The organism is Motilimonas cestriensis (assembly GCF_021295315.1).
Lineage (GTDB): Bacteria > Pseudomonadota > Gammaproteobacteria > Enterobacterales > CBDFNC01 > Motilimonas > Motilimonas cestriensis.
Window position 1 is genome coordinate 47706 of sequence record NZ_JAIMJA010000017.1, and the last position, 14685, is coordinate 62390.

The 14685-nt window shown below is 44.3% G+C and carries 12 protein-coding genes, 5 tRNA genes and 1 riboswitch; of the genes, 11 read left to right on the forward strand and 6 right to left on the reverse strand.

Annotated elements, in window-relative coordinates; genetic code table 11:
* Nucleotides 1-55: 55 nt before the first annotated feature.
* The gene (gene lgt, locus K6Y31_RS15730; protein WP_233053901.1) at nucleotides 56-868 is read left to right on the forward strand and encodes a prolipoprotein diacylglyceryl transferase; all 813 of its coding nucleotides are present in this window, start codon (nucleotides 56-58) and stop codon (nucleotides 866-868) included.
* Nucleotides 869-934: 66 nt separating this feature from the next.
* On the opposite strand, the gene K6Y31_RS15735 is transcribed toward lgt, so the two are convergent.
* The gene (locus K6Y31_RS15735) at nucleotides 935-1786 is read right to left on the reverse strand and encodes a thymidylate synthase (protein ID WP_233053902.1); all 852 of its coding nucleotides are present in this window, start codon (nucleotides 1784-1786) and stop codon (nucleotides 935-937) included.
* Between the two features lie 548 nt (nucleotides 1787-2334).
* Between K6Y31_RS15735 and K6Y31_RS15740 the strand changes: the two genes are divergently transcribed.
* Nucleotides 2335-3978 carry a methyl-accepting chemotaxis protein gene (locus K6Y31_RS15740; protein WP_233053903.1) on the forward strand — a complete coding sequence of 548 codons (1644 nt, stop codon included), beginning with the start codon at nucleotides 2335-2337 and terminating at the stop codon, nucleotides 3976-3978.
* Nucleotides 3979-4081: 103 nt separating this feature from the next.
* On the opposite strand, the gene trmB is transcribed toward K6Y31_RS15740, so the two are convergent.
* Entirely contained in the window at nucleotides 4082-4798 is a 717-nt protein-coding gene (trmB, locus tag K6Y31_RS15745) for a tRNA (guanosine(46)-N7)-methyltransferase TrmB (RefSeq protein ID WP_233053904.1), read from the reverse strand.
* 182 nt (nucleotides 4799-4980) lie between these two features.
* On the opposite strand from trmB, the gene mutY reads away from it, so the two are divergent.
* The 8 genes from mutY to K6Y31_RS15785 all read left to right on the forward strand — a co-directional run bounded on the left by mutY (nucleotide 4981) and on the right by K6Y31_RS15785 (nucleotide 8152).
* Nucleotides 4981-6051 (forward strand): A/G-specific adenine glycosylase, encoded by a 1071-nt coding sequence (gene mutY / locus K6Y31_RS15750; RefSeq protein ID WP_233053905.1) that lies wholly within the window; start codon nucleotides 4981-4983, stop codon nucleotides 6049-6051.
* A gap of 2 nt (nucleotides 6052-6053) precedes the next feature.
* On the forward strand, nucleotides 6054-6326 hold the full coding sequence (locus tag K6Y31_RS15755) for an oxidative damage protection protein (RefSeq protein ID WP_232803394.1): 273 nt from the start codon (nucleotides 6054-6056) through the stop codon (nucleotides 6324-6326).
* Between the two features lie 9 nt (nucleotides 6327-6335).
* Entirely contained in the window at nucleotides 6336-7472 is a 1137-nt protein-coding gene (gene mltC / locus K6Y31_RS15760) for a membrane-bound lytic murein transglycosylase MltC (RefSeq protein ID WP_233053906.1), read from the forward strand.
* Nucleotides 7473-7624: 152 nt separating this feature from the next.
* A tRNA-Phe gene (locus tag K6Y31_RS15765) sits at nucleotides 7625-7700 on the forward strand.
* A 54-nt stretch (nucleotides 7701-7754) separates the two neighbouring features.
* Nucleotides 7755-7830: transfer RNA gene (locus tag K6Y31_RS15770), tRNA-Thr, on the forward strand.
* Between the two features lie 30 nt (nucleotides 7831-7860).
* Nucleotides 7861-7936, forward strand: a tRNA-Phe gene (locus K6Y31_RS15775).
* Between the two features lie 35 nt (nucleotides 7937-7971).
* Nucleotides 7972-8047, forward strand: a tRNA-Thr gene (locus tag K6Y31_RS15780).
* A 29-nt stretch (nucleotides 8048-8076) separates the two neighbouring features.
* A tRNA-Phe gene (locus K6Y31_RS15785) sits at nucleotides 8077-8152 on the forward strand.
* A gap of 418 nt (nucleotides 8153-8570) precedes the next feature.
* Here K6Y31_RS15785 and K6Y31_RS15790 read toward each other — a convergent pair.
* The 4 genes from K6Y31_RS15790 to K6Y31_RS15805 all read right to left on the reverse strand — a co-directional run bounded on the left by K6Y31_RS15790 (nucleotide 8571) and on the right by K6Y31_RS15805 (nucleotide 12304).
* Entirely contained in the window at nucleotides 8571-10208 is a 1638-nt protein-coding gene (locus K6Y31_RS15790; RefSeq protein WP_233053907.1) for a methyl-accepting chemotaxis protein, read from the reverse strand.
* Between the two features lie 170 nt (nucleotides 10209-10378).
* Complete coding sequence (locus K6Y31_RS15795) at nucleotides 10379-10969, reverse strand: DNA-J related domain-containing protein (protein ID WP_233053908.1); 591 nt, start codon at nucleotides 10967-10969, stop codon at nucleotides 10379-10381.
* Nucleotides 10970-11014: 45 nt separating this feature from the next.
* Nucleotides 11015-11977: an HlyD family secretion protein gene (locus K6Y31_RS15800; RefSeq protein WP_233053909.1), complete on the reverse strand. Its 963-nt coding sequence runs from the start codon at nucleotides 11975-11977 to the stop codon at nucleotides 11015-11017.
* The gene (locus K6Y31_RS15805) at nucleotides 11978-12304 is read right to left on the reverse strand and encodes a DUF3302 domain-containing protein (RefSeq protein ID WP_233053910.1); all 327 of its coding nucleotides are present in this window, start codon (nucleotides 12302-12304) and stop codon (nucleotides 11978-11980) included.
* A gap of 300 nt (nucleotides 12305-12604) precedes the next feature.
* Nucleotides 12605-12808: riboswitch (cobalamin riboswitch) on the forward strand.
* 36 nt (nucleotides 12809-12844) lie between these two features.
* Between K6Y31_RS15805 and K6Y31_RS15810 the strand changes: the two genes are divergently transcribed.
* Nucleotides 12845-14647, forward strand: a complete 1803-nt coding sequence (locus K6Y31_RS15810) for a TonB-dependent receptor domain-containing protein (protein WP_233053911.1) — start codon at nucleotides 12845-12847, stop codon at nucleotides 14645-14647.
* The last annotated feature ends 38 nt before the right edge of the window (nucleotides 14648-14685 follow it).

The following is a 14685-nucleotide window of genomic DNA, read 5'->3' on the forward strand; positions in this document are numbered from 1 at the left end:
ATTACCGCTATTTGATAGCAAAATGCTGTTTTTCTAATTCAAGGTTCTCGCTGTTATGTCTGAAACGTTTTGGTCTTTTCCGCAAATAGATCCCATCATATTCAGTGTTGGCCCGCTGGCTGTGCGCTGGTACGGGGTGATGTATCTAATTGGTTTTGCCTTTGCTATGTGGATGGCCAATCGCCGCGCCATGAAGCCAGGATCTGGCTGGACTAAAGATGAAGTCAGTGACGTTTTGTTTTACGGCTTTCTGGGTGTGATCTTGGGTGGCCGCGCAGGTTATGTACTGTTTTATCAAACCAGCTTATTTCTTGATAATCCGCTTTACTTGTTCAAAATTTGGGAAGGCGGTATGTCTTTTCACGGCGGCTTACTCGGCGTTATTGTGGCGATGTTTTGGTTTGCGAGAAAAACCAATCGTAAATTCTTTACCATTGCCGATTTTATTGCCCCGTTAATTCCCGTTGGCCTCGGTGCCGGCCGCTTTGGTAATTTTATTAATGGCGAGTTATGGGGGCGTGTAACCGATAGTCCATGGGGTATGGTGTTTCCAGGAGCGGGTCCGTTGCCAAGGCACCCATCGCAGCTTTATGAGTTTGCCTTAGAAGGCGTGGTGTTGTTCTGCATCTTGTACTTTTATTCGCGCAAGCCACGTCCATTAGGTGCTATTTCAGGTTTATTCTTGTTAGGTTATGGCACGTTCCGTTTCATTATTGAATTTGCCCGTGAGCCAGATGCGCAGTTAGGGCTATTAACCGCAGGTTTGAGCATGGGGCAACTGTTATCATTGCCGATGATTGTAGCGGGGATTATCTTTGTGGTTTGGGCTTATAAGCAACCGGCTAAGCCTGAGTTAAAGGCGAGCTAATTGACGTGAAGCTTGACCGACAGAAGTTGGGAGTATGCAGATACTCCCTTTTTTTATCACTCTGCGTTATACCGAGAATGGGTACTTGATGGCGTCGTGGTGTTGGTAATCTTCGACGGCGAAATCATCGAGTGTGACCCAAGTTTCTAGATCTTCTAACGTTTTAATTTTTGGGTTGATGATTAGTCTAGGCGCGGGCAATGGCTCGCGTTTAAGTTGTACATCACGCATTAGTTCAAGCTGATCTTCATAAATATGGGCGTTTACAATTTTGTGGTAGGCCTGCCCGGCTTTCTTGCCTGTAATTTGCGCCATGATTGCCAAAAAGAAATACACTTGCACCATGTTGAAATTTAGCCCCAGCGGCACATCACAAGAGCGCTGTGTGCTGTTTAGGTACAAGGTGTCACCTAGCAATGAAAAGTGATGGCTGTACATGCAGGGGCGCAAACAGCCCATATCAAATACACCGGGGTGATAGAAGGTGAATATTTCGCCGCGATTGTCGATGCCATTGCTGAGATCATCAACAATTTGGCGCAATAAATCGACACTGCCGCCGTCGGGTTTAGGGAAGTTACGCGCCACTTTTCCGTAGATAAAGCCGCAATCATCGGTGCCTTTGCGATGTGGATTGGCTAGCCAATCAGGATTTTCGTTGGCGTTGGCATCCCAGGTTTTAGTGCCTATTTTTCTAAAATCTGCTGCGTTATCGTAACCGCGAATATAGCCGAGTAATTCGGCAATGGCAGATTTCCAAAAACTCTTGCGGGTGGTGACTAGTGGAAACTCGCCTGTTGCCACATCATAAGTTAAATCGGCATTAATCACGGTTAAACAACGCTTACCCGTGCGTTTGTTATCTACCCAGACGCCGTCATCCACGATGCGTTGGCATAAATCCAAATATTGTCTCATTTCATTTCCACTTCTTTTTTTGCAATGGCGCAATTCTAGCAGTTGGGCTTAGTTATGTAACCTTGGATGTTTGATTTGCGATTACCCAAGCGCGTTTCTCTGGTGAGTATGGCTTGGCGTCGTGGATCCCTATACATAGCTCCTTACAGCATCGCTTTATCTATTTCGCTATTGCCAATTTGCCTTAATGCTTGCGGGATGGCTTCCTTCACGACCAACAGCTTAAGTGTAATACTTATAGTGAAAACGCTTTGTAAGCCTGACAATATTTTTAACTTGCTAATTTAGATGAATATATTGGATGTTGGTGGTTAGGTATTTTTAAATGATGGGGAGGGGGAATGTAGTGATACATTTGACGCTAATTTCAGGGCCAACTAAGCTTTACATGCTTTGTTGTTGGTAGTCGATTTCATCGTTCATTCATGATTTTGGCTTGAGCGGACTCTACTTTAGTAACATTCTGAAATTCTTAGTGATGTTTGTTGTACAGAATTGAAGCGTGGACTTTACAGTGCTAGCGGACGGTTTTATATAAGGAACATACTATGTTAAACCTTGCTTCTCTTTTTTTTGGTCGTTTTAAGCTTTCCACCTTAATGATGTTGCTGTCGTTACTGGTGATCACTGCCATGCTACTAAGTACCTTGTCCTCGACGAGTAGCGTTCGCGAAGGAGTCATTAACATAGAGCGGCAAACACTAAAATACCATGTTACCTCAATTGCTAAGTTGATTGCGCATCAGCCGCAAGATATTACTTCGCTGCGCCAGCTACTGTATCCGGCGCGTTGGTATCAAGACGATTCTGGGTATGTATTTTTAGTTAATGGGAAGGATGCTTCCTATATCGTCTACCCGCCAAAGCCTGAAAAAGAGGGAAAAGCTTTATCCAATATTGTATTGGATGAAGGAGGAACCTTAGCCCAAGCGATTATTCAAGCCAGTCAAACAGGCCAGCCTGCCATGGTTAACTACCCTCATAAAAAACCAGGTGATGATGATACGACTCAGAAAGCCGCTTACCTTTACCCACTAGAGCGTGGGGGTAATGTTTTGGTGTCTGGGGTCTATTTGGATAGTTCAAAGGGCATTTTAGCGGCTATTTATAAGCAAATTTTTGTGCCTTTTTTAGGGGTGGCTGTATTTGTGATTATTACTGTATTTATTGTTACTAAACATCTTAATTTACGGGTTAATTACCTGATCAGTGCGATGCAAAAGCTAGCACAAGGCGACCTGCGTGATCATGTTGACCTTAAAGGTAGAGATGAAATGTCGTTTATTGCCAAGGCGCTTAATTTGAGCCAAAAGAAACTCAGTGAAACCTTATTGCAGCAAACTCAAAATGGTGCCAATGTGGCGACAACTGCGGTGCAAATGGACACGAATTTGGGTCACACCAATAAACTCATTCAAAGCCAATTAAATAAGCTAGACCAGCTCGCCAGTGCCATGGAAGAAATGGTATGCAGTATTAGCGAAGTGGCTGAAAACGCCATGCAAGCTTCAGTTGACTCTCATTCTGTTGATGATAAATCCCATCAAGGCGCGGCGAGTTTAGCTCATTGTATTAAAGCCATTAATCAAGTCAGTGAGCAGTTACAGCAATGCTCAATGTCAGTACAAGGCGTGTCTGATGGAGTGATTTCTATTCATTCTGTTGTTGACACGATTAATAGTATTTCGGAGCAAACCAATTTACTGGCGCTTAATGCTGCTATTGAATCAGCCAGAGCAGGAGAGCATGGTCGTGGTTTTGCGGTAGTGGCAGATGAAGTGCGTCAGTTAGCCTTTCGCACTCAAGGTGCCACCAGTGAAATTGCCGATATGATTGAACAGCTAAAACAGCAAGCGCAAGAAACGGTATCACTAGTAGAAAACAGCGTATTGACCGCCGAAACAGGGTTGCGCGAAGCCAATAAAGTTGGGAGTGAATTTAGTGCTATCACGGAAGAAATTGGCAAGCTAAATGACAGAAATACCTTAATTGCAGCTGCAGCTGAGCAACAAGCCACAGTGGCACAAACGATGAGTCAAAGTGTTAACGATTTACACCTAGAGTTAGGCCAAACTAATTCCGAGTTAATGGAGTTGGCTGCGGGGAGTTTGTCCCTTAAAGAGCAAGCAGAAGATCTTGATCAGCAGTTAGCACAATTCCAGTGTCGCGATTACGGTCAGCAACCGGGTTAACCTGCGAGTGATAGTGTCTCCAGAGATGTGAATGGGCTGCGAAAGGGATTGTATTTTTAATGGCTGGACTAATTAGTCCAGCCATTATCTAACCTGCTTTAAATTACTTGGTAACTTTTTTAAATATCAAATCCCATACCCCATGACCTAAACGGTGGCCGCGACTTTCAAATTTAGTCAGTGGGCGCCAATCAGGGCGAGGCACGTAGTCTTGGGTTTCAGACGTATTTTCAAAGCCTGGTGCTTCCGTTAGCTCAAGTAGCATGTGCTCGGCATAGTTCTCCCAATCGGTTGCCATATGGATGATGCCACCTGCGACCAATTTTTGATGAATGCAGGCTAAAAATTCCGGCTGCACAATGCGGCGTTTATGGTGGCGTGCTTTGTGCCAAGGGTCAGGGAAATAAAGCTGAAAGGTGGACAATGAGTTATCTGGGATCATATCCGCTAGTACTTCAACCGCATCGTGTTCAAATACCCGTAGGTTCGTAATACCGGCTTCTGCTGCGTCAGCTAAACAAGCACCGACCCCCGGACCGTGCACTTCAATGCCAATATAATCGTAGTCTGGGTTATTTTTTGCCATTTCTACTAATGATTTACCCATGCCAAAGCCGACTTCTAGCACGCGTGGTGCTTGGCGGCCAAACACGGCGTCTAAATCAAGTAGCTTCTTCTCATAGGTTAGGCCCATGGTGGGCAAGTATTGCTCTTTGGCATTGCTTTGGCGCTGGGTCATACGACCTTCACGTTTAACAAAACTGCGAATTCGACGCATTTGCTTAGGTTGTTCTTCAGGTTTGTTATCGTTATCGCTCATGGCAAATACCTTTAAATAGTTCACATTCGTTAAATTAGCTTAACGCACGCAAGGGGGATTTGGTTTAATTGCACGCATTATCCAAACTTCTCTTCGTTTAGCAAGCTTGGCAAGTATTACTGCTGGAGTCTCTTTACCAGCTTGTTTATGCTACCCACAAATAAAAAAGAGAGAGCAGTTTTGTGGATAATGTCGCCTTTGCCAACCGTATATTAACTTGGTATGACCAACACGGACGTAAAACCCTACCTTGGCAGCTAGCTAAAACGCCGTATTCGGTTTGGATTTCCGAAATTATGTTGCAGCAAACTCAAGTCGCCACTGTGATCCCGTATTATCAGAAATTTATGCAATCCTTTCCCGATGTGGTTGCCCTTGCTAATGCGCCGCAAGATGAAGTGCTGCATCATTGGAGTGGTTTAGGTTATTACGCTCGTGCACGTAATTTACATAAAGCGGCGCAGCAAATTCGCGATCAGTTTGGCGGTGAATTTCCGCATGATTTTGATGATGTACTCGCCTTGCCGGGCATAGGTCGCTCCACCGCAGGTGCGGTGTTATCTCTTTCCCTTGACCAATATCATCCTATTTTAGATGGTAATGTGAAGCGCACGTTGGCGCGCCATCAAGCCATTGAGGGCTGGCCTGGAAAAAAGCCGGTCGAAGCGGCCTTATGGCAGCTAAGTGAGCTTTGCACCCCAAGAGAGGGAGTGGCTCAGTTTAATCAAGCCATGATGGACATGGGCGCAACCATATGCACCCGTAGTAAGCCAAAGTGCGATGTTTGCCCTGTTGCCAGTGATTGTAAGGCGCTCGCTCTTGGTCAACCGACAGCGTTTCCTCACTCTAAGCCAAAGAAAACTCAGCCGATAAAGCGCGCGCGACTGATTATTGTCCGCGACGGCAATCAAGTATGGCTGGAGCAGCGTCCGCCAACGGGAATTTGGGGCTCGCTTTGGTGTTTTCCACAAGCAGAGGACGAGCAACAACAGCAAGATATTTTGACACGGCTAGGGGCAGAACAATACGAAACTCAGCTGTTGCCTGAGTTTCGTCATACCTTTAGTCATTACCATTTTGATATTCAGCCAGTGCTGGTAGATGTTTCCTTATGGAATACGCGTCAGGTGATGGAAGCCGATGGCGCTCTCTGGTATAACTTAAATCAACCCCAAACTATTGGCTTGGCTGCAGCAACGCAAAAGTTGCTTGATAGTACGCCGTTACAACTTGTCTCAGATTTCAGAGGATAACCATGGCTAGAACCGTTTTATGTGCCCGTTTAAAAAAAGAATTACCTGGCTTAGATTTTCAATTGATCCCCGGTGAAGTAGGCAAACGTGTGTTTGATAATATTTCCAAGGAAGCGTGGTCAGAATGGCAAAAGAAACAAACCATGCTGATCAACGAGAAAAAACTGAGTCTAATGAATTTAGAAGATCGTAAATTTCTTGAAGCTGAAATGGTGAAATACCTATTTGAAGGCCAAGAAGTTGACATTGAAGGTTATACGCCACCTGCTCCATAGGCCAAAGCATTGAATAAAACCCTTCTATTCGTTCCCGCGCTGCTGTTAGCAGCGTGTGCGAGCAATCAACAAAAATCTGAGCAAAGCGATTTAGAGCAGTTTTTGGCGCAGCGGCAGGATTATTATCAGAATAATCCACAAAGCTCAGACAAAGACGTAGAGGGCTTTGAGAGCCTAGTGAATCACTTTGCTGATCGCGTCTATGTTACTTGGGGGCAAAGTGACAGCATATTTGCCAGCAGCAAGCATTACGTAAAGTACACGGATAACTACCAAAGTCGCGCGCAAATAGATTTCGACAATGGTGTGATCACCATAGAAACCATCGCTAAAGACCAGCCTAATGAGCATTTACATCAAGCGATAGTGGCTACTTTGCTGACCCCTGACGATCCTGCCTCGGTTGATATATTTTCTGCGAAAGAAGTCGATGCGGTTGGCGGTAAGCCATTCTTGTATGGCCAAATTGAAGATCATGAAGGGCAGCCCATTCAATGGGGTTGGCGCGCCAATCGCTTTGCTGACTACCTACTGTCCAATCAAGTGGTTCGAGAGTATCGTCAAGTGGGAGAGGTGTGGTCGGTCAGCTTTAATTTGGTTCGTGATCACCAAGCGCTACGTGAATATAAGTACGCGCAGTTAGTGAAAAAATACAGTCAGAAGTACGACATTGATGAAAGCTTAATTTATGCGGTAATGAAAACCGAAAGTAGCTTTAATCCTTATGCTGTGTCCCATGCTAACGCCTATGGTTTGATGCAGGTAGTGCCAGCCACGGCGGGCCGTGATGTATTTGAGAAGATAAAACTGCGTGACGGTGAGCCTTCGCGGCAGTTTTTGTTTGATCCGGAAAATAACATCGACATAGGCACGGCATACCTACATATTTTAAAAACGCGTTACTTAAAAGAGATAAAAGATCCCGAATCGTTACGCTTTGCCATTATCTCTGCGTATAACGGCGGTGCGGGTAATGTGCTAAAAACGTTTCATGCTGATCGAAAGCAGGCGCCGAATGTAATTAATAGTCGATCAAGTGCACAAGTTTATCAGTCTTTGACCAATGAGCATCCGTCAGCCGAGTCGAGGCGCTACTTGTATAAAGTAAACAAAGCGCAAAAAGCATTTTATTCAGGCCGAAGTTAATCGCCGTTAACGTGTTTTTATTGAGTTAAAGTGCAAAAGTTGCTGCTTTTTAGCTCGAACTGGTGAAACCTTGTGCAAGCAGTTCAAACTGACATGAAAAATTAAAAAAATAGTTGACGGTTGGAAGCAAAATCTATTTAATACGCCCCGTCGCCCAGATAGCTCAGTCGGTAGAGCAGGGGATTGAAAATCCCCGTGTCCGTGGTTCAATTCCGCGTCTGGGCACCATTTTTAACTTGGTGCTGTGTACAACATGTTATGTAGAACATAATATCAAGTTGTGCCGACTTAGCTCAGTAGGTAGAGCAACTGACTTGTAATCAGTAGGTCACCAGTTCGATTCCGGTAGTCGGCACCATTTTTTCAAAAGCTTTGTTTACAAAGCTTTGCCCAGATAGCTCAGTCGGTAGAGCAGGGGATTGAAAATCCCCGTGTCCGTGGTTCAATTCCGCGTCTGGGCACCATATTAAACCTAACGTTTGTTACGTTAAGTTTACGTGCCGACTTAGCTCAGTAGGTAGAGCAACTGACTTGTAATCAGTAGGTCACCAGTTCGATTCCGGTAGTCGGCACCATTTTTTAAAAGCTTTGTTTACAAAGTTTTGCCCAGATAGCTCAGTCGGTAGAGCAGGGGATTGAAAATCCCCGTGTCCGTGGTTCAATTCCGCGTCTGGGCACCATATTAAAGGCCTCGCTAGTTGCGAGGCCTTTTTTTTGCGTTGAATTTGTCCTAACACCACTCTGTCTATATATTTATCATTTGGCTATCTTTATCTCTCGGTGAGGGCATGTTGTCTAAATTACGATATTGGTTGCTACTGGCGTTAATCCTTACGTTTTTGTTCCATGTTGGCAGTTCAGTCTATTACGCTTATGGTGGATACGATGGTGCTCATTGCGCAGGATTGCTTGATGCTGTTTGGTCATGTTCATGGCTCGAATATTATTTAGACTATCTGCTTAACCCATTTGCTCTGTTTACTTTGGCCTTCTATCTGAGTGCTTCTACGATTATTACTCTGCTTACATGGACGGTTATTCAGGCAATAAAAAAAGCGCCGTAGCGCTTTTTTATTAAATGATACTGCAATTTAAATCTTAAACCTTAAACTGCGCGACTAAGCTATCAAGGTTCTCACACTGCTGGGCTAAAGACTCACAGGCATTTTCTGCGCTGGCCACCATTTCAACCACTTGGTGGCTATTATCAGCGATGCGTTGCACGTTACTGCTAACATCTTCGCTAACATGGTTTTGCTCTTTCGCCGCCGTCGCAATTTGAATATTAAGATCGTTGATCATTGCGATGGCATTGACGATGGCATCCAGTGATGCGCCGGCTTCGCCCGCTTGACTGGCCGTTTGCTGTCCGCTTTCTTGACTTGAAGTCATCACGCTAACGGCTTGTTTGGCACCGTTTTGCAATTTTTCAATCATATTATGAATTTCGCCTGTGCTGGCCTGAGTTTTACTGGCTAGTGAGCGCACTTCATCGGCAACAACAGCAAAGCCTCGACCTTGCTCACCGGCTCTGGCTGCTTCTATCGCTGCGTTTAATGCCAGTAGGTTAGTCTGGTCAGCTATACCTCTAATGACGTCTAAAATCGATGCTATGTCACCTACATCATGCTCTAAGGTATTAATTACTTGTGATGCTTGAGCCAATTCATTTGATAATGCTTGGATCGACACGACTGTGGCACTGATGATACGTTTTGCGCTGGTTGCTTCATCGTTGGCATCTTGACTGGAATGGGCTGCGTCTTCAGCGTTCTGACTCACGGTTTCGCTGGTGGCGCTGAGTTCATGAACAGCAGTGGCCACTGCATCACTTTCTAGTTGTTGGTTACTGGCACCATGCGCAACCCCTTGCGTGATGGACTGAATATTGGTCATCTCAGCGCGAACGGCGTTCGATGAGATAATCACCTCTGTAATGGTCTCTTGTATTCTTTGGGTGAAAGTATTGAACGACTCCGCTAGCTCACCAATTTCATCTTGGGTTTCAACGGGTACGCGTGCGGTTAAGTCACCTTCGCCCGTTGCAATGTTTTTCATCGCACTGGTTAGGCGTGTAATAGGTGCAATCAGAATATTGCCTAACAGCCAAGTGATAGCTGCAGCAGCGATTAAGGCGCTAATGCCGCCCACTTCCATCATCATTTTAGCACTATGAATACCCGCTAGCTTCTCTTGCTCTGTGGCTTCAACTGTCTCGACTAAGCTATCTTCAATACGTTTAAGTGCTTTGCGCATGGTATCAAATGCTTGTTCTAGTGCTTCTCCTTTAGCCTCGAATAGTTGAGGGGCTTGATTTGGGTTATCGATGTAAGGCTTGGTCATGGCTAACCAAATATCAAAGGTGCGCGCCATTTCGTCTAAATGAGTTTGATTCGATGCGGAGAACAGCCCTATATCGATTAAGCGTTGTGCTGCCAAGATACGTTTTCGGGCTTTGGGAGCGTTGTCTTTATATTCAAATACCTGCTTGTCAATCAGGGTTTTATTACCATTTGCGATAACTAAGCCTTGGATCGCAGCTGTGGCTTGATATAAATCGCGATAACCGTCAGATAAATCTGCCAATACAGGTTGTACTTCTTGACTATATTGAATATTGAATTCGGCTTGTTCATTAAATTCGTTAATAGTGAATAAGAAGATAATAGCGAATATGACCGTTACCAGCGCAACCGGTATGGCTAATTTGGCTCTGAAGTTTAATTTTTTTAACACGTGGCACCTCACCGAGTGACTGGATTCGTATCGCCCTGAATTGGGAAGTTAGAGTAACAGCATAAATTTTAGAACAAGACTAAAAATATGAGCTCATAAATAAAGTATCTATTTAAGTATCAGCTTCTTTAAACGCTTTTCTGGTTTTTTAATGAAATAGTCTAGCCCCATCACGAAATACAAACATGAATGTCTTTTAATGCTTGCCAAGCCGCAAGGTATTGCTTGAACTTTTCTGGTGAGTGACTGCCCCGATCTGGGTGATAAATTAAGGCTAACTTACGCCAGCGTTGTTTTATTTCGGCAAAAGTTGCGTCTTTATTAAGTTGGAATATCTCCAGCGCTTGTAATTTAGTAAGGCTTGTTGGCTGTTTATGCTGTCGCTGAAACTGTTGCCAAAACTGAGCCAGTAGTTGTGCTATTTCTTCGGCACTGGTTTGGTAGTTTTGCCAATCTAAATAGTAGGCTTTCAAGTTATTAGTGATGTTTGTGTTAACTAGCTGAATGTCACTTTCCGGCTTAACCTGCAACTCGATATGCAAGCTGCTTATCTGTAAATGATATTCGTTGATAAGTTCATCTTGCAGCTGGTAAAGCGCATTCATAATTAAAAAATTTAATTTAAATAGGTGGCGGTTGGGATCTTGATCTAATTCGGTTTGCTGTAATGGTTTTAATGCGTGGCTGATATCGTGGACTTTAAGTGGCTGCTGAGCATCCAGTAATAACTCGAAAATAGGGTCGATAAAAGGGTTTTCCATATTTAGGCTCCTAGTGGCCACTGCATTGCAGTGGCCAGTTGGACTTTAATGGAAGGGGAAGAAGTAACTCATCCAAGATGACATACGCAGTAAAATTTTGCGCATAACCGCTACATGGTGAAAGTGGTCGGAATACACCGCTGCTTGGCCAAATGAGCCGCCTGGAATTTGCTCGCTAAACTCGTCAAACGCCGGATCTGTGATCTTTAATAGCACAGCTACTCGTCCTGGTTGCGGTGCAGTGAGTGGTGAAATCATCGTGCCAGATGGTTGTACTTGGCCTTCAACCATGGCAGGAGCGACGTTGGCTACTTCTGCTTTAAATACACGGCCCGGAATGCCATCAAACGCAATCTCGGCTTCATAACCTTTCTTTAAACGCAATAGGCTGTTTTGTCTGAACCAAGCGGTGTAATAATTTTGCCCGTCTTTGTTAACAAATATCATCACTGGTCGTAGTGGCATTGCTACAGCTAGCATGCCCGGATACAAAGCTTGTTGCACGACATAGCCATCACTCATGGCTTTGACTTCGGTTTGTGCCAACTGAAATTCGGCATTAACAAGTTGGGCTTTAATGTCGTCAACAGTGGCTCGGGCAACATCAATGTCCCGATCTTTACCTACACCACGTTTTTTTAGTTCATAAGCCCGGTTTAGATCATCTGTTGCGCTTTTTAAGCGCGCTTTCAGTGAGTCTACTTTACTTTGGAAAGGGGTGGGATCGAGCTTAAATAGCAAGTCACCTTTCATCACGGGTACATTCGGTTTCACAGGCACTTCAATCACTTGACCTGTTACCGCTGGTACCACAGGCGTTGTCACATAGTACTCACGCGCCATCTCTGAATAGGGATGATTGTAATTCATCAGGAAGATCAGAGTGCCGATTAGCACGATACCGCCAAGCACTGCTGTTGGCACTGTCCATTTATTTAATGGGATTTTAAAGACTTTAAATACCACCACGCAGATCGCGGTGTAAGTCAGTATAAGTAGTAAATCCATTTATTTGTCTCCCTTACTTTCTAATTCACGTAAACGATTTTCTAATTCGTCTACTTTGAGACAAAGGTTTTCCATCGTATTGTCGGTGCCTGTCGTACCAAAACCCCAGCCACGATCCTCACGGTATAAAGTGGCCCAAATCCATAAAAATGGCCACAGTACATGTAAGGTAAATAAGCTAACCCAACCAGCAACATGAATGGCGTCTTGATGGGGGTGATTACGATGTTGCGCAATTTCGTAAGGAATATCATGTATGGCGATTACGCCATAGAAAAAGGTGATGGCGACGAATACCAATAACCCTAAAGCAAAATAATCAAGCACAGTAAGATCCTTTATTATGCGATTGTTAGATTTTTTGAGTATATGTGTTTTACGTGACAAAAGGTAAGGTTGAGCTTGATTAGAAGAAAAATTGTGAAATGTGTAACTCTTTCGCACCCCTCTAGAGCCTTTGGTATGAATTGAAGCAATTTTTGCAAATGAAGGTGTTTATTGTTTTTGTCGGCTAAGTAAGTCTTTGGGATGCTGCAAACCAAGGTTGTCAGTAAAAAATAATATTGCAGCAAAGATTACTAGACATTTGCTCTATTGCTCCTTAGCATGCGCGCGAATGCTGATTAAGCCAAGGTCTTAATTATTAATAGTCATGGCGGGAACAGGGTGTAAATCCCTGACTGACGCGCAGCGGTAATAGAGAATACTAAGATACCGAGGGTAACCTCAGACACTGGAGCCGATAGTTTACTTTACTCTGGGAAGTCGTGTTTTAGCGCCCACTTGGGCAGTCTCTTAAGTCCGAATACCGATCAGCAACTAAGCGATGGACGCTTAGGTTTTTAACGCGAATAAGGTTTTCAAAAAATGAAAAAAACACTTCTCGCAGTGGCAATGACGCCGCTGTGCTTGCCGTATGCAACCGCAAAAAATATTGCTGCTGATGACACTATTATCGTCACAGCTAATCGAACAGAACAGCCATTAGCTAGTTCATTAGCGTCGGTCGCCGTGATTGAAAAGGAAGAAATCGAAGCGATTCAAGCCAAGTCATTTGCTGAGGTACTGCGTCGTTTACCTGGTATTCAAGTCAATGAAGGCGGTTTTGGCCAGCAAACAGATATTTTTGTTCGCGGCTCCTCTAGTAAGCATTTGCTACTGCTGATCAATGGCGTACGGATCGGCAGTGCGACCACCGGCTCGGCAAACTTTGGCCAAATACCGTTAACTGGCATTGAGCGAATTGAATTTGTGCGCGGCCCGCGTGCGGCGATTTATGGATCTGATGCCATAGGTGGCGTGATTAATGTGATCACCAGTTACCAAGGCGAGGAATACGGCGCAGTGAGTGGTAGCCTTGGTTCTCGTGAGTTTTCTAGTATTGAAACCGCAGCGGCAGCGGCGCTTAAAGACGACGCTTGGGTTAAATTTGCAGTCAAGCATGACAATGCAGAAGGTTTCTCTGCGCAAAAAGCGCCAGTCGATCAAGATAAAGATGGCTTTTATAACACCAGTTTCGTGGCTGAATTGGGTAAGCAATTCAACCAACAATGGCGCGCCAGCTTACAAGGGTATTTTCAGCAAGGTAAATCCGAATACGATAGCAAATGGGCCGACAGCACCTACAGTGAAACTGAAAATTACAATGTGGCCGCTAAGGTCAACTACCAAGGCGAGTGGTGGTTTAGTGAGTTAACGTTGGCGACAAACCAAGATAAGAGTGATGATTACTCAACAACTTCCCATGATGTGTTCAAAACTAACCGTGATTTAGTTAACTTTTTAGTCAGCGTTCCTGCCAATGAAGCAACAACGGTTACTTCTGGTCTTGAGTGGTATCAAGACGAAGTGGGCACAGATAGTGCGGCTTATGCGAAATCGAAACGCTATAACAAAGCGATTTACATCAATCTAGATTACCAACTCGCGTTGCTGAGTCTTGAAGCGAGCGCGCGCCTAGATGATAACGAAAGCTATGGTAGTAAAACCACTTGGCAATTGGCGACAGGTTATCAAGTTGTCGATCAAGTGCGCTTGTTGGGCTCCATTGGCACCGCATTTAAAGCGCCCACTTTTAATGATTTATATTACCCTGAATCGCCTTATAACAAAGGCAACCCAAAGCTCAAGCCAGAGCAGTCGTTGAGTTATGATTTAGGGTTAGAAGTAACACTTGATAGTGTTGACTTGCGCTTTACGGCCTACCAAAGTGAGATTGAAGACCTAATTATTTGGCCAGCTCCGACTTATTACATGCCTGAGAATGTAAGTAAAGCTAATATTAAGGGACTTGAGTTTCAAGCTGACTTTGCTACCGGAGAGCTGAATCATCAGTTGTCTTATGATCATGTTAGCGCTAAGGACAAAGCAACGAATAAATACTTGACCCGCCGTGCTCGACATTTAGCCAAATGGAATCTGAATTATCGCTACCAAGACCTCCAGTTTGATGTCACTACCTTATATCAAGGTGATAGTTACGATAATGCTGCCAATACAAATAAGCTTAAGGGGTACTTCTTAGCTGACCTAGCAACAAGCTATTACTTCAGCAACGGCTTGGTATTACGAGGTCGAATAGCTAACTTGTTCGATAAACAATATGAAGTGAAGAAAAACTACAACACCGCAGAGCGTAGTTATTATGTAACAGGTTCATACCGCTTTTAAGTGTTTTTGTCGTAGCGTTAAATGAACAAAGGGCCGAA